This window comes from Paraburkholderia aromaticivorans, assembly GCF_012689525.1.
Taxonomy (GTDB): domain Bacteria; phylum Pseudomonadota; class Gammaproteobacteria; order Burkholderiales; family Burkholderiaceae; genus Paraburkholderia; species Paraburkholderia aromaticivorans_A.
In genome coordinates, this window is sequence record NZ_CP051516.1 from 2,738,889 (window position 1) to 2,761,213 (window position 22,325).

The 22,325-nt window shown below is 60.9% G+C and carries 23 protein-coding genes and 2 pseudogenes; 7 read left to right on the forward strand and 18 right to left on the reverse strand.

What is annotated here, in order from left to right; genetic code table 11:
• Positions 1-97: 97 nt before the first annotated feature.
• From HF916_RS40420 to HF916_RS40440, 5 genes are all read right to left on the reverse strand, one after another.
• A complete protein-coding gene (locus HF916_RS40420; protein ID WP_168794300.1) occupies positions 98-505 on the reverse strand; it encodes a cupin domain-containing protein in 408 nt (135 codons plus the stop codon).
• Between the two features lie 71 nt (positions 506-576).
• A complete protein-coding gene (locus tag HF916_RS40425) occupies positions 577-1,056 on the reverse strand; it encodes a carboxymuconolactone decarboxylase family protein (protein ID WP_168794301.1) in 480 nt (159 codons plus the stop codon).
• A gap of 185 nt (positions 1,057-1,241) precedes the next feature.
• Positions 1,242-2,123 carry an RNA polymerase sigma-70 factor gene (locus HF916_RS40430; RefSeq protein WP_168794302.1) on the reverse strand — a complete coding sequence of 294 codons (882 nt, stop codon included), beginning with the start codon at positions 2,121-2,123 and terminating at the stop codon, positions 1,242-1,244.
• Between the two features lie 132 nt (positions 2,124-2,255).
• Positions 2,256-2,699, reverse strand: coding sequence for a hypothetical protein (locus HF916_RS40435; RefSeq protein ID WP_168794303.1), 444 nt, complete (start codon positions 2,697-2,699; stop codon positions 2,256-2,258).
• Between the two features lie 480 nt (positions 2,700-3,179).
• Entirely contained in the window at positions 3,180-3,845 is a 666-nt protein-coding gene (locus HF916_RS40440) for a hypothetical protein (RefSeq protein WP_346777735.1), read from the reverse strand.
• Positions 3,846-4,021: 176 nt separating this feature from the next.
• Between HF916_RS40440 and HF916_RS40445 the strand changes: the two genes are divergently transcribed.
• Together HF916_RS40445 and HF916_RS40450 are read left to right on the forward strand one after the other, a co-directional pair.
• Entirely contained in the window at positions 4,022-4,621 is a 600-nt protein-coding gene (locus tag HF916_RS40445; protein ID WP_168794304.1) for a ParB-like protein, read from the forward strand.
• A 52-nt stretch (positions 4,622-4,673) separates the two neighbouring features.
• Positions 4,674-5,546: an endonuclease/exonuclease/phosphatase family protein gene (locus tag HF916_RS40450; protein ID WP_168794305.1), complete on the forward strand. Its 873-nt coding sequence runs from the start codon at positions 4,674-4,676 to the stop codon at positions 5,544-5,546.
• Positions 5,547-5,738: 192 nt separating this feature from the next.
• Here the strand turns inward: HF916_RS40450 and HF916_RS40455 are convergent, their stop codons facing one another.
• Positions 5,739-6,002, reverse strand: a complete 264-nt coding sequence (locus HF916_RS40455; RefSeq protein ID WP_168794306.1) for a DUF2934 domain-containing protein — start codon at positions 6,000-6,002, stop codon at positions 5,739-5,741.
• A 697-nt stretch (positions 6,003-6,699) separates the two neighbouring features.
• Here HF916_RS40455 and HF916_RS40460 point away from each other — a divergent pair.
• Entirely contained in the window at positions 6,700-7,044 is a 345-nt protein-coding gene (locus HF916_RS40460; protein WP_168794307.1) for a hypothetical protein, read from the forward strand.
• A gap of 92 nt (positions 7,045-7,136) precedes the next feature.
• Here HF916_RS40460 and HF916_RS40465 read toward each other — a convergent pair whose 3' ends face one another.
• The 5 genes from HF916_RS40465 to HF916_RS40485 all read right to left on the reverse strand — a co-directional run bounded on the left by HF916_RS40465 (position 7,137) and on the right by HF916_RS40485 (position 10,606).
• A complete protein-coding gene (locus tag HF916_RS40465; protein ID WP_168794308.1) occupies positions 7,137-7,802 on the reverse strand; it encodes a protein-L-isoaspartate(D-aspartate) O-methyltransferase in 666 nt (221 codons plus the stop codon).
• A gap of 173 nt (positions 7,803-7,975) precedes the next feature.
• A complete protein-coding gene (locus HF916_RS40470) occupies positions 7,976-8,257 on the reverse strand; it encodes a hypothetical protein (RefSeq protein WP_240975703.1) in 282 nt (93 codons plus the stop codon).
• Positions 8,258-8,705: 448 nt separating this feature from the next.
• The gene (gene phbB, locus HF916_RS40475; RefSeq protein ID WP_168794309.1) at positions 8,706-9,449 is read right to left on the reverse strand and encodes an acetoacetyl-CoA reductase; all 744 of its coding nucleotides are present in this window, start codon (positions 9,447-9,449) and stop codon (positions 8,706-8,708) included.
• 157 nt (positions 9,450-9,606) lie between these two features.
• Positions 9,607-10,173: a TIGR01841 family phasin gene (gene phaP, locus HF916_RS40480; protein ID WP_168794310.1), complete on the reverse strand. Its 567-nt coding sequence runs from the start codon at positions 10,171-10,173 to the stop codon at positions 9,607-9,609.
• A gap of 235 nt (positions 10,174-10,408) precedes the next feature.
• On the reverse strand, positions 10,409-10,606 hold the full coding sequence (locus tag HF916_RS40485; protein ID WP_168794311.1) for a hypothetical protein: 198 nt from the start codon (positions 10,604-10,606) through the stop codon (positions 10,409-10,411).
• A gap of 1,158 nt (positions 10,607-11,764) precedes the next feature.
• Here HF916_RS40485 and HF916_RS40490 point away from each other — a divergent pair.
• Positions 11,765-12,052 carry a hypothetical protein gene (locus HF916_RS40490; protein ID WP_168794312.1) on the forward strand — a complete coding sequence of 96 codons (288 nt, stop codon included), beginning with the start codon at positions 11,765-11,767 and terminating at the stop codon, positions 12,050-12,052.
• 252 nt (positions 12,053-12,304) lie between these two features.
• Here the strand turns inward: HF916_RS40490 and HF916_RS40495 are convergent, their stop codons facing one another.
• Positions 12,305-12,577: a hypothetical protein gene (locus HF916_RS40495; RefSeq protein WP_168794313.1), complete on the reverse strand. Its 273-nt coding sequence runs from the start codon at positions 12,575-12,577 to the stop codon at positions 12,305-12,307.
• Between the two features lie 222 nt (positions 12,578-12,799).
• Between HF916_RS40495 and HF916_RS40500 the strand changes: the two genes are divergently transcribed.
• Entirely contained in the window at positions 12,800-13,519 is a 720-nt protein-coding gene (locus HF916_RS40500; RefSeq protein WP_168794314.1) for a hypothetical protein, read from the forward strand.
• A 125-nt stretch (positions 13,520-13,644) separates the two neighbouring features.
• On the opposite strand, the pseudogene HF916_RS40505 reads toward HF916_RS40500, so the two are convergent.
• The 4 genes and pseudogenes from HF916_RS40505 to HF916_RS40525 form a co-directional block, all read right to left on the reverse strand.
• Positions 13,645-14,368, reverse strand: a pseudogene (locus HF916_RS40505) (GlxA family transcriptional regulator); the annotation flags it as partial.
• Positions 14,369-14,612: 244 nt separating this feature from the next.
• The gene (locus HF916_RS40510) at positions 14,613-16,094 is read right to left on the reverse strand and encodes a sensor domain-containing diguanylate cyclase (protein WP_168794315.1); all 1,482 of its coding nucleotides are present in this window, start codon (positions 16,092-16,094) and stop codon (positions 14,613-14,615) included.
• 739 nt (positions 16,095-16,833) lie between these two features.
• Complete coding sequence (locus HF916_RS40520) at positions 16,834-17,316, reverse strand: cupin domain-containing protein (RefSeq protein WP_168794316.1); 483 nt, start codon at positions 17,314-17,316, stop codon at positions 16,834-16,836.
• A gap of 120 nt (positions 17,317-17,436) precedes the next feature.
• Positions 17,437-18,384, reverse strand: coding sequence for a LysR substrate-binding domain-containing protein (locus tag HF916_RS40525; protein WP_168794317.1), 948 nt, complete (start codon positions 18,382-18,384; stop codon positions 17,437-17,439).
• A gap of 97 nt (positions 18,385-18,481) precedes the next feature.
• On the opposite strand from HF916_RS40525, the gene HF916_RS40530 reads away from it, so the two are divergent.
• Positions 18,482-20,539 (forward strand): FAD-dependent oxidoreductase, encoded by a 2,058-nt coding sequence (locus HF916_RS40530; RefSeq protein WP_168794318.1) that lies wholly within the window; start codon positions 18,482-18,484, stop codon positions 20,537-20,539.
• Positions 20,540-20,617: 78 nt separating this feature from the next.
• Positions 20,618-20,875, forward strand: a pseudogene (locus HF916_RS40535) (LysR family transcriptional regulator); the annotation flags it as partial.
• A gap of 100 nt (positions 20,876-20,975) precedes the next feature.
• Here HF916_RS40535 and HF916_RS40540 read toward each other — a convergent pair.
• Both HF916_RS40540 and HF916_RS51785 read right to left on the reverse strand, forming a co-directional pair.
• The gene (locus tag HF916_RS40540; protein ID WP_168794319.1) at positions 20,976-21,815 is read right to left on the reverse strand and encodes an alpha/beta fold hydrolase; all 840 of its coding nucleotides are present in this window, start codon (positions 21,813-21,815) and stop codon (positions 20,976-20,978) included.
• A gap of 152 nt (positions 21,816-21,967) precedes the next feature.
• Entirely contained in the window at positions 21,968-22,261 is a 294-nt protein-coding gene (locus HF916_RS51785) for a DUF3563 family protein (RefSeq protein ID WP_346777736.1), read from the reverse strand.
• Positions 22,262-22,325 lie beyond the last annotated feature (64 nt).

Consider the following 22,325-nt stretch of genomic DNA (forward strand, 5'->3'; position numbering starts at 1 on the left):
CGCGGTTCGTGAAGTCCATAGCGACTAGACGTATCAGCGCTGCCATTTGTGACACGGTCCGCCATTTTTTGAAACCGGATGCGACGCGCAGAGGCGGCTATTTCTCCGGAACGAGAACGGGCGCGCCCTTATCCTTCAGCAGTAGCACGAGGAACCTGGCCGGCTTCGTCTGGCTTGCGTTGCGTCCGACTGTGTGAATATCGTTTGGACCTTCATAGAAGGTCTGTCCGCGTGTCAGCGTGACTTCCTTGCCGCCCTTGACCTGCATCACGATCGATCCTTCCAGCACATAGATAAACCCGTGCGCATGATGCCGATGGACGGGGTCCGCCGCGCCCGGCGGATACTCGACGGTGATCATCAAGGCTTCCTTGCCCGCATAGTCGTCAAGAGGTTGCGTCATCAACGGCGTGACGATGGCGGCGGGCGCCTCGGCGCGGGCCACGCTCAACGACGCGCTCACGACGACGAGCGCGGCCTTGGCCGTATTTCTCAAACGAAGCATGATAGTGTGTCCCTGAGTAACGCGGCCCGCCGGCGCGGGCCTGAACTGCACAAACGGCGAACCTCGTCTGCTCAGACGAGGTTCGCCTTGTCCAGACCGAATGCCTTGTCGGACGAACCCGGCACGGTCTTGAACGCGACGTTCGCGCGGTTCCATCCATTGATCGCCATCACTTCGAACGTCAGGTCCGAGAGTTCCTTTTCGGAGAACTGGGTACGCACGCGCTCATAGAGCTCGTCGGGTACGCCGTGTTCGGGAAGCCGGGTCAACACTTCCGTCCAGGCCAGCGCGGCGCGTTCGCGCGGCGCGAAAAGCGTCGACTCGCGCCATGTCGCGAGGTGATGGACGCGCAACTCGCGCTCGCCGTGGATGCGCGCTTCCTTCACGTGCATGTCCAGACAGAATCCACAGCCATTGAGTTGCGACGCCCGGATCGACACCAGGTCACGGATCGATTCTTCGATTGTGCTGTCTTTCAGCAGATTGCTGAGTTCGAAAAACTTCTTGAACAGTTCGGGCGATTGCTGCACATAGTTGATACGCTGCGTCATGATTTCTCCTGGCGACGATGAGTGGCCACCCTGCTTGCGGGTGCTGTTAGCGGCAATGAGCCGCACAAAGTCATCGTAGGCGGGCGCGGCGCGTCACGGTAGGCTTGGGGACGCGCTCACAATGTTGTCCGCGAGGCACCAATCGGCGCGTCGAGGCGCGCGGCGCCGGAGAGAGAGACTGGCGTTCAGCCGTTGGCGTGTGCTGCCGCGATGCGCGCGAGCTTGTCGGGATTGCGCTGCACATGAATACGGACGATGCGCTCGCCGTCTGTTTCGAACGACTGTGCCGATTCGAGTTTGCCTTCGATAAACCGCAGCAGCGCCCATTGGCCGTTGAGCACCACGAGCTTGACGCCGAGTTCGTCGCCATAACGCCGCGACGACGCGTAGAACAGCTGCGCGATGCGCCGGCCGCCCGCCATCGGTTTCGGGAAGCTCGGGACTTTGCCGCCGCCGTCGCCGATCAGCATCGCGTCTTCGGCCAGCAATGCGTTGATCGCGTGGAAGTCGCCGCGCTGCAGCGCCTGCACGAATGTTCGCAGCAAGCGCAGATGCGTCTCGCGCGGTACCTCGTAGCGCGGACGTTCGTCGCGTAGTTGCACTTTTGCACGGCTCACCAGCTGACGGCACGCCGCCTCCGTCTTGCCGATGGCTTGGGCGACTTCGTCATAGTCGGCGTCGAATACCTCGCGCAGCAGGAATGCCGCACGGGCTTCCGGCGTCAGCCGCTCGAGCAGCGTCAGAAAAGCCACGGAGACATCGTCGGCGCGCTCCGTGGCCTCCTCTGGCGTAGCCGGGAAATCGGTCATCTGAGGTTCGGGCAACCAGATGCCCGCGTAGTGGTCGCGTTGAATCTTCGCCGCGCGCAGACGGTCGATGGACATTCGCGTCGTGACCGCGACCAGCCACGCCTCCGCGTTGTCGATGGCTTCACGGGCTGTCGCATGCCAACGCAGCCAGACGTCCTGCACGATATCTTCGGCCTCCGCAACCGACCCCAGCATTCGATACGCAATCTTCTGCAATCGCGGGCGCAGCCCGTTAAAGGCACGTGCGTCGTCGTCCATGCACCGACTTCCTGTTATGTTGAAAGCACAAACGCTACCCGAACAGATGGCCCGACGACCGCACTTGCATTCAGAGAAAAGATCAAAAAGCCGCGCTCATTGGCTGAGCGCGGCTTTACGTCAGGTAAAAATTTAAACTCCCTTTTCCCGCAGCGACGCGACATATTGCTTGGCCGCTTCATTGCCATGCGCGACCGCCCGTGTCGCCAGAGAGAACCCCACCTGAGTTTCATGGGCGACTGCGCTGCGGTCTTCTTCGAAGACTTTTGCCGCGCGCCGCAGATGTTGCGCCGCCTGCCCATGAAGTTCCGACGCCGCTGCATGATGTTGCGCAGCAGTCAGGCCGCTTTCAACGGACCCTGCCGGCAATGGAGCGCCTGAATGCTTGGCGGCGAGATTGGACTCTTCGATGGCATACAGTGCATGGCCTTGCGCCAACACTGCCTGATGGGCGGCGTGATCATAGTCCTTGGCCGCCTCGTAGTACTGCGACGCCTCGCGATGAAATCGCGCTGCCTGCTCGTGATGCGATGCAGCAGCATCGAGATGTCCCTTTTTACCCTGCTTCGTATTCATGGCAGATTCTCCTGGAGGGGCTTCGCTTCGGTGATGGCCGGTTGCGTTTTGCACGCATTGCGCAGTGTCTTACGCGTCATCCACAGGTTACCCAGCGCACATGGGCCGCTTCGCTCTGCAGCAATATCAGGAACACTTGAGGCTGATGGGTACAGGCCTGATTGGCAAGAGCGTCTCGCGCCGAATGTATGACTTGTTCTAGTCGACGTTGCAGTTCACCGCGAACAAATACTACATGAAAATGTGCCGGTAGCTCGACCGCATCCAGCGTCCGTTCTCGTTCGACCCTGGCAGGCGTTGCCGCACCCGATGACTCGTTTGCGCCGCTGAGTGTGCTCAAAACGGGCCTTCAAAAGAGGCACGGGTCCGCCCTGATTTTTCCTGCGGTGAAGCCAAGGTCGCTTGTGATGCATGAAGTCTGGCTTCTTCACGTATGGGTTTTTCCCCGCTCATCCCATCGCCTCTGATCCCGAACGGCTGTTACGACTTCCTCGTACGCGGCAGTGCCGCATTCAGAAAAGGATTGAAGCTGCCCGAACTGGCCGGCGCGTCGACTTTGTTCGAGCGACGTCGCCTGTTTGGTTGTGAACTGCCCGACAACTGCGCCAGCAGTTCATCCGCACCAGCGTGTTCGTCTTCCTCTGCGTCGGCGGTTTTTCTGCTTTTGGCGCGCCGCGGTTCAGCTTCTTTGGCAGTTTCATTCGCAGCGCTAGCTGAGTGCGCGGCTCCCGCGATGTGTTCGACCACCGTCATGAACGACGTTGAAGCCGACTGCAGGTCATCGCCCGGAAGCATCGTCTGTACGACGATTTGATGCAGCGAGCGGCCATCGACGGAACGGCCGGTAGAAGTGCCATGCCAGTCGACACGCGCTTGCGCGAACGCGCCAATGACGCGCTCGAGCACCGCTGGCGACAGGACGCCGCCGTCGTAGAGGCTAATGACGACTCGCTCGAAAATTCCAAGCGGAGTTGACGGGGAAGCTTTCGGCACGAGTTCATACTCCTTGCGGCGTCGGAGGATGCAGCGCCTGCTATTGGATTGCATGCCGCCATGATTTAAGCTAGAAGCAAGACACAGGCCCAGCTGATCGACGTTCATCGCACGACGTGCCAATGCGTGAGCATCGGTAAAGGCGAATTCCACGCGTGCACAGTGCCCCTTGCGACAACGGCATGCATCTTGCGGCAGGCTCCTCGCGTCGGGGAACGATATGAGATTCACCGGCGCGGCGCGGTAACGAAAGTGCTTTGCAGGAGACCGCTCTGCATCGGACCCGAGTAAGGCGCTGAAGCGCCCACTCTGGTCGACAGGAGACAGGCATGACCCAACTAAAAATCGAACGGCTACGTCCCACCCAGATGACACACGGCGCGCGGGAGGTCCGCGAAAAAATCAAACAATACAAAGCGCTGAGCGGGCACGATCTGGAGATGGCCATCGCCGAGAAACCGATACCCGTCGTCTACGGACCCAACGACGCGCCGTTTGCGATCGATCATCATCACGTGGCGGCCGCGCTCTGGCATGTCGGCGTCAGGTCTGTGCCGATCGTCCTGGTCAGGGATCTGTCGTCCTATTCACAGGCTTCCTTCTGGCTCAGCATGGAAAACCAACGATGGACGTTCCCGTACGACGCTAAAGGCCGGCGCCGGCCGTTTTCCGATTTGCCGGAACATATCTGGGAACTGCTGGATGACGAGTATCGCAGCCTCGCGGCGGCAGTCCGTGATGCCGGCGGCTATGACAAAACCAGTGTCCCTCTGGAAGAATTCCGATGGGCCGACTTCTTTCGCTCGACTCTGCCGCAGCCCGACAGCGACAAGCAGTTCGCCGCGCTAGTGGACGAAGCGATCAAGCTGGCAAAGAGCACCGCGGCGCTGGGATTGCCCGGCTACCTTGGTCCGGACACGGACGACTAGCCGCTACACCAAAGGAACCTGCCGGCGTGAGCCGAATGAAGAAGAAACCGCCATGAAACTCGTCGACTGGAATGTTCAATGGGGTCGCGGCGTGGACGGCCGGGTCGACCTCGCCCGAATCGTGCGCGAAGCGCGTGCGCTGTGCGATTTCGACATCCTTTGCATGCAGGAGGTCACGCGTGGCTTTCATGAGGATCCAGCGTCCGGCGGTTTGGCCGGCGGGCCATCTGCCGATCAATTCGCCGAACTGGCCGCGTTGCTTCCGCAGTTCACGGTGCTCGACGCAGTGGGCGCCGATCTTCCGGCGCTCGGCGCGAGCCGCCATCGGCGTCAATTCGGCAACGCGATCGTGACGCGCTTGCCCGTCAGACAAGTGCTGCGTCACTCGCTGCCTTGGCCTGCGGATCCTGTCAAACCGTCGATGATGAGAGTGGCGCTCGAAGCCGTGATCGAAACCGATATCGGCGCGACACGGGTGGTCTCCACGCATCTCGAGTTCTATTCGGAGAAGCAGCGGCTCGCGCAACTCGCCAGATTGCGGGAGCTGCACAGGGAAGCCTGCGACCACGCGCGGGCGCCCGCCAAGGCGGAAAAAATCGACAGCCCGTTTTCCGACACGGCGCGGCCTATGAGCGCGGTGGTCTGTGGCGACTTTAACAGTGCATTCGAAAGCAACGCATATTGCCGGATGCTAGAACCGATTGCCGACGCCCCGCGCTTTATCGATGCGTGGGCCAGCGCGCATCCTCGCGCGCCGCGCGCCCCGACGGTGGGCTTATATGATCACGAGCAATGGCCGGATGGTCCATTCGCCTGCGATTTCATTTTTGTTACGGAAGATCTGACATCGCGCATTGCGGCCTGCGAGGTCGATCCGGACAGCCAGGCCTCGGATCATCAGCCGATGTGGCTCGAATTGCACTGAACCGTCGACAGCGAACGCAGTGTGTCTGGAGCAGATTCATCGTTGAATAAGCGCGGACGTCACTTCTTCGCTGTGTCAAAAGCCGAAAGACACTGACATCACTGACGCCAGGCGTCGCTTGCGCGCAGCGCATTGAACGAGCAAAGACGAACGGCACATTTCGGAAATCCGAACGCCTTGGCCACGCCGACGCTACCGTTCTTCTCGAGATGCGGCATCCGCATCGCCGCCTGACAAGTCCTGCAACTGCTCTTCCGGTGCGATCCGACCGCCCTTCTCCCGATCCGCCGATTGATCGACGTTGGGTTCAGCACTGTCCTGCGTGTCATCACCCTCGGCCTCGATCTGCCGGCGCGCTTCCTCCCAGTGCTTTTCAGCGTTGCTGTCCGGTGACGGATCGTTTTCCCAGAGCCGATACGCCCGGGTGCGAATGCGGGCTTCGAAATCGTTGTCCATGCTGCGTTTCTCCTTAAAATGCGCGTGGCAACGCGCTATACATAACGTGCTGCGATGCGAGCCAGTATCGCTTCGCGTTCGGCGCTTCGCTGTCCTTCCCGATCGGCTCAATCTTCTGCATGGTTCGTCGCCGCCGCCGTCCGCTGTCCGCTGTCCCGCGAAGGGAAGTGTGATGGATCGGCGGCCACACGACGGTACGCCGGAATTCGAACGCATATTCCATTGATGGAGCCCCCTAACCGTCCGCTTGCTCGGCAAAAAAGGCACCTTCGTACTCGCTGCCGTACTCGTGCCTGACAATACGCCGGGCCCTTCAGCACGCCGCAAAAAACATACCTATAGAAACGTCGCGAAGATGCGGTTTTCTCACGGCATACGGTGCTTTGCACAAATTGCAATGCGGGGTAAAAATCCGACGACATGTGCTTCTTCTATAAACCGCTAAGGGATTCAGCCAACGATATCGTTGGTTACCCTTTCTTCGACGGAGCGGTCGCAGCATGGCAACGACACGCCAAGCCGCAGTATTGTCGAACGACTGAGCACGCCTCGACGCATAGACCGTCGCCGATTTCGGCGCGCAGTCCTAACGTTCGGTGAACTCGCGGACTATAACGGTACTCATACAGCGGACGTCCTGCGAGCGGCCGATCGGCTCTAGCTCCTGTCCCGCATGACTGGCCATTCGGAGTTCAGAATGCAAGCGACCGACGAGCAAATCGAAGTGTCACCGGACGATCCCTCCATGAAGGGGATGACGGTTGGGAACAGCACACCGGGCCAGCACGATCGGTACCGGCTCACCGTGCGCGCAAAGGCAGGGAATCTGAGGGTCGTTGCTGCCTGGCAGGTTCTCGGTTGCGAGGCACCCCAGGCGGACCACGTCCGGATCCGTGTGGATCGCCGTCACTGCTACGAAGAAATGTCCATTACGTTTGCGGCGGTGTCGCCCGATACACTCGCGGCGATGGTGGGCCGGCTGGTCGCGCTACCGTGGGCGCTCGATGCGTACTTTTGTCCCTGTGCATTGCCGCAAGGGTAAGAAATTTCCTGCTGGAATCCGCCGCCTGACGAATGCCTGACGCGGGCGGAGCCTTCGAAGGCGCGTCGGTTGACGCCTGTGTCCGCGCCGACTTACCGCCCTGCGACGTCGCCCCAGCCCTGAGCACCAATCAACGGCACAAAACGCACGAGGTCGAGCATCTCCTCGTGGTAAGTCGTGCTGCTGTCGCGAGTGAGCCGGATCAGCCGCTGATGGTCCGAATCCGGACCCACCGGCATCACGATTCGGCCGCCGATCTCGAGTTGCGCGCTCCACGCGGGTGGCACGCCCGGGCCGGATGCGGTGGCGACGATTGCATCGAACGGCGCACGCGCCGGCAGCCCGAGTGTGCCGTCCGCGGTGTAGACGTTCACGTTGGCGTAGCCGAGCGTGTTGAGCCGGTCAGCGGCGCTCTCAGCCAGTTGCGGATGACGTTCAATCGTATCGACGTGTGCAACCATTTCCGCGAGCACGGCGGCCGCGTAGCCGGAACCGGTGCCGATTTCCAGTACACGGTCGCTCGGCTTGAGCCGCGCCGCCTGCAGCATCCGCGCGACCATGAACGGTTGCGTGATGGTCTGGCCGGCTTCGATCGGAAGGGCTGCGTCCGCATAAGCCCATGCGCGCAGATCGGGACTCAGAAAGGCCTCGCGCGGCACGCGCCGCATCGCGTCGAGAATGCGCGGCTCCGCGATGCCACGCGCGATCAGTTGCCGCTCGACCATCCTCTCGCGCGACACCGCCAGATCTTCATGCACAGTGCTTCTCCCCTCGTTGTGCAGCGGCTCGCTGTCACGGGGGCTGCCTAACCATGCATCACGATAGCGCGGAAAATGCCAAAAGACATGGCCCGAGAAAGAAGACAGGCGTGTTCGCGGCCGAACTCCGATTCTCATTCATGGCCCTGCTATCTATCAGCAACCGACGTGCCTCAGGATCGCTTGCACGTATAGTTCATCACGCCCCGGCTGCGCCGGTGAAAGCACCCGTCGACATGGGCGAGGATGCCGCGCGACAGACGCGTCGCGCGTCCCTGAATGATGCGGTCGGACGCGCGCGAGAACGCAAGCTGGAACGACGGGTGTACTGCAACGACACCGACGATCGCGAGCGCCCGACCGACGTCGAGCGCGGCAACACCTCCTTTTTCCTTCGATACATCCTCCTCGCGGTTCATGCCGGCCGATCGGCTGGCGGCGAGCTTCGTGGGCAAGGCGTGGATCGCGGAAGTTCCTACTTTTATTGCTACAAAAAATGGGGCGTGGGCCGCGACATAGGCGATTCGGATGCTGCAGGCGGTGAACCGATATCGGGAATCGCATCCGGTCGGATGGCGCGCCTGGGAGGATCAGGCGTAGGCGTGTCGCGTTACCAAGAAAGTGTGTTTCATTGCGCTGGTTCAAGGAATTCCGCTGATCGAGAGGACCAGCAGAATCCGCGGGCTTTCACCGCGCCTGAGAGCGCGGTAGCTCGGCTCAATGCCGGGCGCTCCGCCAATGCGGCCAGTAGTGATGGTGCCCCATCTGTCTAAGCCGCTTTCGACGCATTTTCTCCTGGTGATAGTGAGCGGCGACGAACACACATGCGGTCGCCATCACGAACGAACCTACGACGATTGCCACTGCTTCATCCATCGGAACCTCCGTTGCGGACTATCCGCTTCATTGCAGGTGCTGGCCGCCATTGATCGCAATGTTGGCTCCGGTGACGAAACCGGCTTCGCGCGAACACAGATACAGCACGAGTGCGGCGACTTCGTCGGGCTGCCCGAGCCGGCCGACCGGAATCTGCGGAATGATCTTCGTCTCGCGGATTTCCTCGGGCACCGCCATCACCATCTTCGTCGCGATGTAACCTGGCGAGATCGTGTTGACGGTGACGCCTTTCTTCGCCACCTCGAGCGCCAGCGATTTCGTGAAGCCATGCATGCCGGCCTTCGCCGCCGCATAGTTGGTCTGACCGAAGCCGCCCTTGGAGCCGACGATCGACGACACATTGACGATGCGGCCCCAGCCACGCTCGACCATGCTGTCGCACACCGGCTTCGTCATGTTGAACACCGAATCGAGGTTGGTTCGAATTACCGCGTCCCAGTTGATCTTGTCCAGCTTCTTGAAGCTCGCGTCGCGCGTGATGCCGGCGTTATTGATCAGGATATCGACCGGGCCGACTTCGGCTCTGATTTGCGCCATGCATCTGTCGCACGAGTCGTAGTCGCCGACGTCAACCGCGTACGCGCGAAACTGTCGTCCCTGCGCTTCCATCCGTGCGAGCCACTCGTCCGCGCCGGTGTTGGCCGGCGAACAGGTGACCACGACCGCATACCCGGCGTCATGCAGCTTGATGCTGATTGCTTCACCAAGTCCGCCCATTCCACCCGTCACCACCGCGATCTGCTTTGCCATCGAATCGTCCTCGCAAAAAATCGGCCTCGTAGATATCTGGAGCCACACTGCATTCAGTCAAGAACTTGATGTACTGGAAACAGGAACCCGCCACTCCGTCAGTATTCCTTCATATAAAATAAGAACGGCAACGCGGGCATCGCTGCCCGCGTCGGTCTTATCCCTTCGCGCCGGCGGCTACGGGAACCTGCTCGGCGTTGCGTCGCGCGGCCTTTGACGCTGTGGCTGTGACCGCATCGAAATTACTCCCGGCGACCTGCACGGCCTGTTGCCCGGTTTTCTGCAGCGTTTCGTAAAGCGTGGCGGTGGCGCCGATCGCGGACTTCCACGCGGCGATCGCTGCTTCGGAACCTGCCGGAGCATTCTTCGCCGCTTCCTCGACGAATGCCTGCACACGTGCGTTATGCCGCTCGTACTGTGCCTGCGCGAATTGAGTGAGTTCAGCCTGCGTGCTCGATGCGATGTCGAACACTTGCCGGCCGTATGACAGCGATTTCTCCGCGAAAGGCCCGGTGAGGCCTGACTGCAGCGCGAACCATTGCAGCGGGTCTGTCGTGCCGGGCGCCTTCGTCATATCCTGCGCCTCAGCCAGCGTGGACCTGACGACCTGCAGGTTCAGCGCAACCAGTTTCTCCGCGCCTTCAAAGACCTTTCCGGTTAACCCGAAAAATGCGTCGAGGCTGGCCTTCGCGGCAGCGGCTTGGTCGGGACTCGATAGAGCCATAGTTGAATTCCTCAAAATTCGATCCGATGCACGAAACCCCCGATCGGACGGGTGTGTTGCGACGGATCGCGATGGTGGATAAATCAAAGCGCAAGGACGCCTGTCAGGCAGAATGCGTCGCGAGAACTTCGACGGTCGTTACATCAACAGGCACTACAAACCAACCCGCAGTCACAACGCTGCGTTCATGACTGCGTCTTCGGCGCGCTCGCCGGGAGGCGCACGCCGCGAATGTCTAGCGGATCCGGGCGACCGCCTTGAGAACGGAATCGCCGTCGCTTGTAACGTGAGCACGCGGGCGTCCTGACGCAAAGTTTTCCAGCGAGATGAGTTGCCTCTCCAGCAGCGTGTCGAGTTCGGCGCGGCCTAGTTCGATCTGGTCCGGTGCGTCCTTGATGAGCATCAAGGTGGCGAATTCATGGGGACTCAACATAGCGTCTCCTCGATTTAGTCTCTCTGCGCGGAGAGCATTAATTACCTCTCCTGCGTGAATGCCGGCAAATATTCCTGCCGCCCCCTCCGTGAAGCAATCATGCGAGAAATCGGGTCACGGAGACGCCATCATAACCGCTCAATTTTTGAACGCAATATGCGGAATGCTTTTTTTACGGCAATCGGTTTTCTTTTTATATCGGATAGCAACTATAAGCATGTCACGTCTGTCAACACTATCGCTGAAACGCCCTACTGGCTTCGCTTGTATTTATCAGGATTACCTATTATTGTTTTAATAACTCACTTACTTGATGACGCCGATTTATCGCGAATCCATTGCCGGGTTTATATTTGAATCGTATATTCATAGGCCAGCGGCATGTTAGTTAGCATTACCCCAAAATTGCGAAATATTTATTACAGAGCACGCATTGAGCTCGTTTGCCGGGTAAACACGGGGGCTACCGCTCGGGAGCGCTCGGCGGGCCATGTCTGCGGTCTCGTTGAGGGGTAGTCAAATACTGGCTCGGGCCGGTGCGTTCTGTGTCTTCGACAGAGGTATGATGGTTGTTGCTGGTCACGTCTGCGTAGGAGGAAATCATGCCCTCAACCCCGCCCACACGCCCCATTCACCGGCCGGGAATTCCGGACCACCCCATCCGCGGCGTTACGCCGGGCACCCGGTCGCCGGCTCCTAAATCTGCGCCACGCACTACGGTCGATGTTCCTGATGCCGTGGAAGCGGAACCGGTGCCGCACGAGCATCTGCCGAGCAGGTCGGACGACAATTGAGCGCCCTGCGTGTTTGGGTGACGCCGCGCGGCCGCGTTCCGCGCGGCCGATCTGAACAAGCCTGAGAAGCTCGCCGGCATTGACACACTGAATTTTTTTGCAAACCAGGCGTCTTTTCCAGAACCAGAAGCACCGCTGACAAGTCTCAAGAATATCCTTGTGTACACCGCTGGCCTCTGCTCCGCGCGGCCAGTTCGACCACGAATGATCTATAACAATATGGCGCCGCGGAGTCGACGGGCTGCGTGCTGCCCGGCCGGCCGACCCCGAAGTCGGCAATTCACCCGTGGAGGTTTAGCGAAGACAGCTTGATGAATCCATGCTTTGTCTGTTCGAATCTCGATTAGCAGGTATCGGAGGCAACATGAAGTACGAGTACGGCGGCTGGGTCATTGACGCAACCGCGGATTTTTCGCTTGGTCAGTTCTTCGCGCATGCGCGGATCATCCGAACATCACCTGACGACGATGTGGACACTGAAATGCACATCGAGCGCAATCTTGCCTGGTTCGAAACCGAAGACGAGGCAATCGAGGTCGCGCGGCAATGGGCAATTGAGTGGATCGACGCGCGCGACGATCACCTCCCGATTACGGAGCCTGGTTCGTTGACCCGCCGGAACGATATACAGGCGAAAGCCCCAGCCAGATAAAGTTCCGAATACCGTGGTCCCGATGCCGGACGACTGGCCCTGTGGCCATTCCGCAACGCCTGCGTCAGCGACGACCCAGGCCCGTCCCACGGCAGATGCGGCAACGCGGCCGCGCGCAAATATTCAGACGAGACACCTGATTGCCTCGGAAATGCGGATGTGTAGGATGGAACCCACGTCAGCGCCCCATGCGCGGCGTGTGTGTTCGGGCCGCAGCGATGTCTGCGGCTTTTTTTCGTCCAGAAACTAGCGTCAGCGCGCGAACGTATCGTCCACCACCCGCTGCCCGGCGCTATATCCTGCCATGAGCGCCTCGGCCTGGGTCGGGAACGGTTGCTGGACGGTCGCCCCGAGGCGGATCGGCGCAACCACGGGGCGCGTTGCGCCCACCGCACCAATCGTTCTGACTTGCACGACGGCAACGAAGCCGCGCGGAGGCAACAGCGTAACGCTGCCCGCGGTCTCCCACACTGGTTCTAGCTCCACGGTGACCTCGAAGCCTTTGTACCCGTAGATTCTTTTCATTGACGATCCTGCGTGTTCTACCCGGTCCTGAAACCGTGGAATGCCCCTGCAGGAAAGTGTACATCGCACTTGCATGCGCGGCGACGAAGAGAATTTTCGAATAGTTCCGCTTGCAATATCGGGTTCGAAGAGCGTTGTCATTCACATCATCCGCTTGACCGTCCTCTATTTGCGCGCACACTGCCTATCTACAGTGACCGCCTCCAAACAAGGAGCCCGACGATGACCAAGCCTTTTCAGCAGTGGAAAGTCTTGCCGCACGGCAAGCTCACGGAAGTCGATGAAAACGTTCTCACGGTGACCGGCGAACTCCATATGCCGCTCACCGACCTCCCGCGACGTATGACGGTGGCGCGTTTGAATGATTCGCGACTGGTCATATTCAGCGCAATTGCGCTCGATGAGGACGAGATGCAAGCACTCGAAGACTACGGGCGTCCGGCCTTTCTGGTGGTGCCCAACGACCATCATCGGCTGGACGCGAAAATCTGGAAAGAGCGCTATCCGTTGATGCAGGTCGTCGCGCCCGAAGGCTCGCGGACGAAGGTGGAAGAAACGGTGCACGTCGACACGACGGACCCCGGCTTCGGCGATCCCAACGTGCAGTTCGTGACGGTACCCGGAACGCGTGGACATGAGGCGGCGCTCGTCATACGCACGCCGAACGGCACGACGCTGGTGCTGAACGATCTGGTCGGCAACATTCGCCATGAATCCGGGTTCGGCGGCTGGTTCCTGCGCATGATGGGATTCGCGGGAGACGAACCGCATATTCCGAAACCGGTGAAGTTGATCCTCGTCGCGGATAAAGAGGCGCTGCGTGCCCAGCTTCTGGAATGGGCGGAACTTCAGTCGCTGAAACGCATTCTCGTGTCGCACGGTTCACCCATCGAAGAGGATCCGAGCCAGACTCTGCGCACCCTGGCGAACTCGTTGGCGTAGCGCGGAAACGCACGACATCACCAACCTGCGCAACGTTACCGCGCCGAAAGCGGACCCCGACCAACGACGGCGCGTGGCCACCTGAATCACCGCAATATCCGCCCCATAAAAAGAAGTAAGCGCCGTCAGCGCAGGTCGGCGCGAAGATCGCGGACTCCCCCGTCCCAGGCGCTGGCGCAACAGTGTTCGTAACGTCGCTCCGTCGACGTAACCGACCTCGGCTGCGATGGCGTCGAGGTCAAGACCGCTGCCGTGCAGGAGAGACTGCGCACGTTCGACACGCAGATCCTGGAAGTAAGCCAGCGGCGATTTGCCGAGCACCTCCTGACACCGGCGTTGCAATGACCGCGCGCTCGTCGCCAAAGCGTTGGTGGCTTACTGCAGCGAGAACCCGGCCTTGAGATGGTCTCGCGCCCACCGTTCGAAGCGAAGAATAAGGGGATCCGCCTGCGCCAGATGAGTCGGAATGATGTAAGGCGCCTGCCAGGAGCGAATGTCGGCAAGCAGGTAGCGAGAGACGACGGCTGCCAGTTCGGGACTAGCCTGGCGTATCAACCACAGGGCGAGATCGAGATGCCCCATCGCTGCGCCGGCTGTCACGCCCACGTCTGTCGGCGCCGGCATGCGAGACTCGTCGAGCAAAACATTGGGGTAGCGCTGCCGAAACAGCGGACCGAGCCACCACGTCGTCGTCGCTTCCCGATGATCGAGCAGTCCGGTTTCCGCCAGAAGAAACGTCCCGATGCAGGACGCGGCAATACGCGCGCCGTCAGCATGCCATTCCAGCAGCTGCGCTTTGGCCGTCCTCACGTCCGGTCGACTGAGCGCCGGGATCAACTGCTCCGGCGTCCCCGTATCATTGCCGCTCACCGCTGCGGACCTGATGACGTTCGATCTGTTGCCAGTCGGCCCGCTCGCTCCGCTTGGCATGTTGATTCAAGGCAGGTAAGCATCGATTAGGATGGCGATCTATCTCAGCTTCCTGATCTTACTGACCAGTCCAATAATGCTGCGCTGACGATGGATCGCCTTCTTCGATGAGCCGATCCGGAAGGATGCCCACCAATCTCTCTTGCTCCGCTTAATGGAAGACTCACCCGGCAAGAATGCGGTCTTTATTAGAGTTTATTCGACAAGCGGGATCGCGATTCTTGGCTTGGTACATCGCGAAGTCCGCCTTCCTGATGAGTTCATTGGAGTCCTCGCCCGCTTTCAGCATAGCCATACCGAAGCTCGCACCGACCGTCTCAACCCCCCAGCGTGAATTCAGGGGAACCTGCAGAGCAGCCGTCAATTCAGCGACCATTTGCTCGACTACGTCGGACATAGCGTCAGCCTTGAGTACAACGAGGAACTCGTCTCCGCCGAGTCGCCCTACTACGCCACGCTCCTGTACGGTAGCCTGCAGGCGCGCCGCTAACATGGCCAGAATTTCGTCGCCGCACTGGTGGCCGTACGTATCGTTGAGTTCCTTGAAGTTGTCCAGATCGACAAAAATGACAGCGACTTTTCCGACCGCATCTGGTGCCGCGATCGCCTCATCCAGCAGGTCCACAATCTTGCCGCGGTTCGGCAAGTCCGTCAGTCGGTCCGTTTGAGAAAGACGCCGCAATTCTTCTTTGCCGTTGAGGAGTTTGACGATCAGAGCAGTAATCCAGGCCGATAGTGCAGCGAGCATCACCGTGATGGTCGAGGCCATCGTCACATACACGCGGCGCATCCTGAAGTAATCGTCCAGCGCCTCATCGACGGAAAGGCCGGCGACGACAGTCAAACCATATTTCTCGAGATGACGACTCGCTACCACACGTTCGACATGATCGATAGGATCGGAGAAGTCGGCCAGCACGGTTTTGCCGAGGGGCACGTAGCTGCTCGGCAGCGCCTCGCCAGACCGGCTCGGTGAATTCCCCGCACGACGCGACAACATGAACCCACGACCGGACAAAACGGCAATCATGCCGCGCTCGCCCAGCGCAGGATTGTTGTAGAAGCCATCGGTCAGATAAGCCGGATCTTCCGAGACGATCACTACCCCACCGAAACTTCCGTCGGGACGGTCGATACGGCGCGTTGCCTGCACGGACCACTGCCTGGATATACGTCCAATCACAGGCTGGCTGATGAACAGCCCGATGTTTGCCGGGGAAAGGTGGACCCGGAAATGTTCCCGGTCCTTGAGATCGACCGTACCCGAAAATGGCAAAGTCGATGCAATCACGCGGCCGTCGGCACCCGCAATGGTGACCTGCAGTGCCGTGTCCGCAGTAATCAACCCGTATGCCCGGTACGCTGCAAGATCGAAGGTTTGCGGGGTACGTTCGTATCCGTATTTGACCAGCAACGCGATCTCATCGACATCGTGGACAGTCTTCAACGTATGGGTTTCTAAAGCATCGGCCAGCGTGCGGGCAGCCACGCGCGTGTCGCGCATCACGGACGCCTTCTCGACCTGCAGGCGCAACAGTATGGTTACCCACAATATGCCGAGGACCAGGACGGTCAGCGCGGGCACCAGAATTAGCGCGTGGCGGGAGGATCTGGTGCTGTTCGTGGCGTAATTGGTTCGATCCATGGTTCATTTTCACACTGCACAGGCGAACGCGGGTCTCTCAGTGCACCTGAATGATCAGGAGCTTCGGCAGCACGCTTGACGACGCCAGCACGATTTCTGACTTTTCCAAATGAAATGACGGGCCGGCCATTTTTTTGGTCGCGCAATGCTATAACGACAAACCTCGCAAAAAGTTTATTGTTTTCGATGAAATAAAAAAGGACGATCGTATTGTCTGACGATAGGTGGAGTGCGAATGCGCCCACCCGGCATGAACCGATAAAGAAGCAAGCCCCGTCAGGCTTGACAGGACATTTGCCGAGAACAGTCACAGCTCTATATTGGTGAAAGAGAAGATTTTTGCATTCCATTGCTATTCCGACAACTCAATTTGCGGTTATTAATTGTTTCCCAATGAATAATTTTTCTATTATCTAAATAATCTCGCGCTGTCATAAGGCGCGACTCAATCGTGAAGGTATGCGAGGTCAGAATCACGGACACGCCCTGCGCTTTCAGCGCGTCGGCTCGCATCCGAGGAGATGTTGCTGCCGACATCGAGGTTGTCAGCGAGCGCGAGATTCTGATAGGTCGTCTCGATCCCCTGTGCGCGAGCGTCCTGTGGGTCGCGCAATTACCACATACATGACGATCAACGGGTCGCGCAGTTTCCCTGACGATATGGCACAGCCACTTCAGAGGACAATTTTGAATTCACGACGCCGCCAAATGACTGCTCCCGCGACCGATCCCGAAAGCATTAGTCCGGCATCCCGTCATGCTCACCGAGAGGTCTAATAGGCCAGTCCGTCCAGCGGTCCGCGCGCGTCAGTTCGCGCGCTTCGTTGAGCGGATAGCGGATACGGTTGTCTTCGCGCGGCCGCTCACCGATCACCATCAGCCTGACGTCGTCGTCGGTATTGTTGATGAACGTGTGGCAGATACCGGTGCCGGCCGGAAAAGCAACCGAATCGCCTTCAGCAAGAGGATGCAGAACGCCGTCGATCCAGACCTCGGGCTTGCCATGAAGCACGTAGACGAACTCCTGCTCGGTACTTTCGGCGTGCGGATATGACGTGCGCCGACCCGGCAGAAGCCTCACATGATGAATGCCGATTCGCGTAATACCCATCGCGGCGGAGAGTGGCGCGTCGAGGCCCATCGGCTCGGAATCGCCGCGATAGCAATGCGCATGGGGTTCTTCCAGTTCGGTCCAGTGTTTGATGAAATCGGGGCGACCCATCGCTTGTTCTCCTTGGGGACGAAAAACGATGATAGCGGGTTACGGAGGGAGTTCGACGAAACACCGTCATTCGCCGCACGGGCGCCGATCGACTCACACGTTCGGCCCGTGCTGCCAGCATCAATTCGCTGCCCCACTCCTTATCCGCTCCAGCGAAGCCAGTATCGGCGCGACCTTCGCCAGCTCCGCGCGCATCTCGTCGATCAACCATTGCGACACCTGGCGCACCGATCCCGATGGCTCGCGCGTACGGCATTCCAGCACGTAATTGCAACCCGTCTCCACCAGCCGGTCCGACGCGGGAACGATCGCCCCAGTATTGAGCGGAGGGGCGACCGCGAGGAGCCAGCCGAGCAGCACCCCGTGTCCGAGCATGGCACCCTGCAGCGCAAGGCCCGGATCGGAATAGCTGGCGTGTTTCGCCGATGCGTGGTTCATCACCCGCGTCAGCTCGAAATAGTCGGCCCAGGTGTGCGTCGTCGGTTCGAGGTGAATCAGCGTGTGACCGCACGCCTGACGCGGCGCGTCGAGAGGGCCGTGCTCCGCGAGATAGTCCGGGCTGCATACGGCGATGATCAGCTCCGGACAGAAACAGAGCGCATCGTGCTCCGAACCAGGCTTATGCAGACGGATACCGAGATCGGCGCCGTCGAGTGGACCATACAGGCGGCTCGCCATCACCTGCAAGCGCAGGTTCACCGACGGAAACGCATGCTGAAAACGCTCGAGGCGCGGCAGCAGCCACTGCGAAGCGAACCCGCTGGAGATGGAGAGTGTGACTGTCTCGCTCTCTTCCTTGCGGCTCTTCAGTTCGGTGATCGTGTCGCTCACCTGGCCGAACCCCAAGGCCACCGCGACATGCAGTTTCGCGCCCTCGTCGGTGAGGGCAAGCCCGGTCTTCGTGCGCTTGAACAGCATGAAGCCGAGCGCGTCTTCGAGACGCGCCACCATGCGGCTCACCGCGACCGGCGTCACATTCAGTTCGAGCGCCGCGCGCGTGAGGCTCATGTGACGCGCGGCGGCCTCGAAAACGAGCAGCGCCTGAAGCGAAGGAAGTCTAAGTCCCATCTGCTAACACCATGTTATCCCCGCTGACGAACATGTAAATTGACGCGCTTTCAGGCCAACTCTACTTTGTCGGCAGACCCATCGAGAGAGTCCCGACATGACAGAGCACAACGCGGACGAAGCGCGGCCGGCCGCTTCGTCTGATCCCCTGCTGCAACCGCTGACGCTCAGGCATCTGGTGCTGAAGAACCGCGTGATGAGCACGAGCCACGCGAGCCGTCTCATTCAAAACGAATTCCCGCAGGAAGTCTATCAACGCTATCACGAGGAGAAGGCCAGGGGAGGCATCGGGCTCACCATGTTCGGCGGCTCGTCGAACGTGAGCATCGACAGTCCCAACACGTTCCAGCAGATCAACATGGGCGTCGACGAAGTCGTCCCGCATCTGCGGCACTTCTCCGAACGCGTGCACACCCACGGAGCCGCGCTGATGTGTCAGATCACCCATCTCGGCCGGCGCGGCGATCCCTATGCCGAACCGTGGCTGCCGATGCTCGCGCCGTCGCCGCGCCGCGAAACGCTGCATCGCGCGATCCCGCAAGCGATGAACGAGCACGACATCAAGCGCATCGTGGCCGACTTCGGACGCGCGGCGCGCCGCTGCCTGGAAGGCGGCCTCGATGGTCTGGAGACGCATGCGGGCGGCCATTTGATCGGGCAATTCCTCAGCCCGGCCGTCAACCTGCGCAGCGATCGCTATGGAGGCTCGGCGGCGAACCGGTGCCGCTTTGCGATCGAGGTTCACGAGGCGATCCGCAAGGAAGTCGGCGACGCGTATCCGGTCGGCTTTCGCTTCGCACTCGAAGACGGCTGCAGCTTCGAAGACAGTCTGGAATTGGCCCGCATCCTGCAGCAGAGCGAAATTTTCGACTTCTTCAACGTGGTCTACGGCCGCATGGACACGAAGATGTCGCTGGTCGTCAACAGCATGCCCGGCATGTTCATGCCGTCGGCGCCCTGGCTCTCCAAGGCCGCCGCGTTCCGCCGCGCGGTGCGGCTGCCGGTCTTTCACGCCGCCAAGATCGCCGATCTCGCCACCGCGCGCTATGCGATCGGCGAGGGCCTCATCGACATGGTCGGCATGACGCGCGCACACATCGCCGAGCCGCACCTCGTGCGGCTCATCGAGACGGGCCGCGAGGCGGCCGCGCGCCCTTGCGTCGGCGGCTCGCATTGCCGCAATACGAAGGCGACCTGCATCCACAACCCGGCGAGCGCGCGCGAAACCTTCCTGCCGCACGACATCGAGCCGTCCGCGACACCTTGCCATGTGCTGATCGTCGGCGCGGGGCCGGCCGGACTCGAAGCGGCGCGCGTCTGCGCGAGCCGGGGCCATCGCGTCACGCTGCTCGAAGCGGCCGACCGCGCAGGCGGACAGGTGCTGCTCGCAGCGTCGGGAAGCTGGCGCAAGGATCTGATCGGTATCGTCGCCTGGCGTCTCGCCGAACTGGAACGGATGGGCGTCGAGATCCGCTACAACCAGTACGCCGAACTCGGCGACGTACTCCAGGAGCGCCCGGACGTGGTGATCGTGGCAACCGGCGGCACGCCCGATCTCGACGCGTTGCCGGGCGGCGAATCGTGCCGCTCGGTGGTCGATGCGTTGTCGGATACGCCGCCCAGCGCCGGACGCGTGCTCGTCTACGATGGCACCGGCCGTCACAACGCGTATCTATGCACCGAGCGCTTCGTGTCGGCGGGACTCGACGTGCGCCTCGCCGTACTCGACGCATTGCCCGCGCAGGAAACCGGCGGCAAGGGCGACGACCTCGTGTGGCTTCGCAACCTCGAAAAGTGGCAGGTGCCGGTGCGCGCCCATCTCGAACTCGTCGAAGTGCGGCACGACGACGCCGGCATGCTGCGTGCGATCTTCAGGCACCAGTTGACCGACGAACTCGTGGAGATGGAAGCGGAGCACGTGGTCGTCGAACGCGGGACCCTTGCCGTGGACGATCTCTTCGAGGCCGCCCGCGTGCACTCGGTCAACGACGGCCAGATGGACCTCGCCGCGTTCGCGCGCGGAAACGCCCAGCCGGTCTTGCAGGCCGCGAATGGCGATGCGCAGTTCCATCTTTACCGGATCGGCGACGCGGTGGCGTCGCGCGACATTCACACAGCGATCTATGACGCATATCGCCTCTGCGTCGCGATGTAGGCGAACACCCTTCCCGCTCGATCAGAACTCAAAGGACAGATCGAAAATGGCGTAATAACGGTGCCATTCTCCAAGTTCGGCATGCCACCGATCGCGGTCGAGACGCGCTCGATCACCGTACTCAAAAGCCTCGTGACGCGCGCGGGATTTCTGAGCTGGATGGCCACGCCGATGTACGACACCGAGGCCGCAGCCGGCGTGTTCGATACGCTGGCGATTGCCGGCGTGGTGGGACGGCGCACGTTGACGGCCTTCCGACGGCGGCAGGGAATTTTGCCTGGCCCGGCAGTGAAGTTGCTGGAGCAACTCCGGATGCTGACCGCGTCGCAAAGCTGACTGCGTGTGCGCACGCTGGAACGGTGCGAGCAAATCGCTCGGCTTTGAAACGCGTAGTTGTGCGCTCAGGTGGGGAAGCAGACTCGTTCCAACCAGGTTTTTAGTCGGCCCACAATGGCGCTTTGTCCCCGAACGCTGTCGCGTCCGCCTCGGCAATATGCCGCACGATCATCGCGTTGACGCTGTCGGCGTGCGTGAGCGGTCCCATGTGTCCCGCACCCTCGACGATCGCGAGACGCGCCGCGGGCAGCAGCATCGGCAGCCGCTCAGCGATCGCGCGCGTCGGGACGGGCGCGTGCTGGCCGCGCAGGATCAGCGCCGGGACCCGCAGGCCCGAGTACGCGCTGGCGGGCGTGCGTTCGTCGAGCAGCGCGCGGAAGTCGAGCGGCGCCTTCGGCGCCCAGCGCGTGAGCGCCGCCTGCACCGAGGGCCGCAGCGCTTCCCATGCGCCCCGGCCGCCCCAGTAATCGACGAACGAAGCCGCCGCGCCCCGATAGTCGCCACAAGTCACGCCATCGGCGGTGCGCTTTGAAATATCGATGATTTCCGCGAGCGCATGCGCGCCGTGTGCGCCCATCACCTTCAGCAGATGAAACGCCGAGGGCTCGTAGAGCGTTATGCTCGCGATGCGCTCCGGCCGTTCGACGGCCGCGCGCAACGCCACGCCACCGCCATACGAGTGGCCGACGAGATGCACCTTGCCACGCGAGGCGTCGATGATGCCAATGGTCCTCGCCGCCTCGTCGGCGAGCGTGAACGCGCGCTCGCCGTTCCACGGGCCCGTGCTATCGCAGCCGTAGTGCTCGGGCGCGACGAACGCGTGGCGCGAGCCGAGCGCCTCGCCAAGCTTGCGCCATTGAGCCGCTCCCGACCCGGAGCAATGCAGTGCGATCACCGACGTCGCGGATGAGAAGGTTTGCGATGCGAGAGTGCTATTCATAGGGTTCACGAGCTCAGGAGTTGGGCGCACGGACGCCGGAACGCGGAAGTCTCCACTATCGGCGCGGCGCGGGCGGCTGGCTATGATCGAAACGCCGGCGCGCATGTCCAGGCGTCCAGACTGATCGATAGAGGGCGCGTTGGTGTGTTATCTCAGCGGTCAATCTCTGTCCAATGCATGCGGCGTTCGAGCTCGCTCATGTCGGCAGCGGACGCGAGGTACGCGTCACGACGATTGTGTTCAGCACGGTCAAGCGCCTTTCTCAACAGCGGGTATAGATAGATGAACAAGACGTCCTCCGGTCGGCGAGCGGGTCGATTGCGTATCGGCACGAACGGGGCGCGATACCTGGGTTCCAGGCGTGCATCCGATGCGGGACATCCGGGTTCGATGGATGGGCGTGTCGTGCTACGGCCGGACGCTATGTAATGCAGAGTCCATGCCACATTTCAGCAAGCCTTGTTTGACGGGGGTTTCAGCGGACTAGAGGGATGCGGATGGGGCGAAGTG

What these genes read in the sequence shown, in the direction of transcription:
- HF916_RS40455 (WP_168794306.1), bottom strand. Translation starts at nt 6,002, where the DNA reads ATGGACAACGATTTCGAAGCCCGCATTCGCACCCGGGCGTATCGGCTC.
- HF916_RS40485 (WP_168794311.1), bottom strand. Translation starts at nt 10,606, where the DNA reads ATGTTGAGTCCCCATGAATTCGCCACCTTGATGCTCATCAAGGACGCA.
- HF916_RS40445 (WP_168794304.1), top strand. Translation starts at nt 4,022, where the DNA reads ATGACCCAACTAAAAATCGAACGGCTACGTCCCACCCAGATGACACAC.
- HF916_RS40495 (WP_168794313.1), bottom strand. Translation starts at nt 12,577, where the DNA reads ATGAAAAGAATCTACGGGTACAAAGGCTTCGAGGTCACCGTGGAGCTA.
- HF916_RS40425 (WP_168794301.1), bottom strand. Translation starts at nt 1,056, where the DNA reads ATGACGCAGCGTATCAACTATGTGCAGCAATCGCCCGAACTGTTCAAG.
- HF916_RS40540 (WP_168794319.1), bottom strand. Translation starts at nt 21,815, where the DNA reads ATGAATAGCACTCTCGCATCGCAAACCTTCTCATCCGCGACGTCGGTG.
- HF916_RS40490 (WP_168794312.1), top strand. Translation starts at nt 11,765, where the DNA reads ATGAAGTACGAGTACGGCGGCTGGGTCATTGACGCAACCGCGGATTTT.
- HF916_RS40420 (WP_168794300.1), bottom strand. Translation starts at nt 505, where the DNA reads ATGCTTCGTTTGAGAAATACGGCCAAGGCCGCGCTCGTCGTCGTGAGC.
- phbB (WP_168794309.1), bottom strand. Translation starts at nt 9,449, where the DNA reads ATGGCAAAGCAGATCGCGGTGGTGACGGGTGGAATGGGCGGACTTGGT.
- HF916_RS40430 (WP_168794302.1), bottom strand. Translation starts at nt 2,123, where the DNA reads ATGGACGACGACGCACGTGCCTTTAACGGGCTGCGCCCGCGATTGCAG.
- HF916_RS40460 (WP_168794307.1), top strand. Translation starts at nt 6,700, where the DNA reads ATGCAAGCGACCGACGAGCAAATCGAAGTGTCACCGGACGATCCCTCC.
- HF916_RS40510 (WP_168794315.1), bottom strand. Translation starts at nt 16,094, where the DNA reads ATGGATCGAACCAATTACGCCACGAACAGCACCAGATCCTCCCGCCAC.
- phaP (WP_168794310.1), bottom strand. Translation starts at nt 10,173, where the DNA reads ATGGCTCTATCGAGTCCCGACCAAGCCGCTGCCGCGAAGGCCAGCCTC.
- HF916_RS40435 (WP_168794303.1), bottom strand. Translation starts at nt 2,699, where the DNA reads ATGAATACGAAGCAGGGTAAAAAGGGACATCTCGATGCTGCTGCATCG.
- HF916_RS40450 (WP_168794305.1), top strand. Translation starts at nt 4,674, where the DNA reads ATGAAACTCGTCGACTGGAATGTTCAATGGGGTCGCGGCGTGGACGGC.
- HF916_RS40530 (WP_168794318.1), top strand. Translation starts at nt 18,482, where the DNA reads ATGACAGAGCACAACGCGGACGAAGCGCGGCCGGCCGCTTCGTCTGAT.
- HF916_RS40525 (WP_168794317.1), bottom strand. Translation starts at nt 18,384, where the DNA reads ATGGGACTTAGACTTCCTTCGCTTCAGGCGCTGCTCGTTTTCGAGGCC.
- HF916_RS40520 (WP_168794316.1), bottom strand. Translation starts at nt 17,316, where the DNA reads ATGGGTCGCCCCGATTTCATCAAACACTGGACCGAACTGGAAGAACCC.
- HF916_RS40500 (WP_168794314.1), top strand. Translation starts at nt 12,800, where the DNA reads ATGACCAAGCCTTTTCAGCAGTGGAAAGTCTTGCCGCACGGCAAGCTC.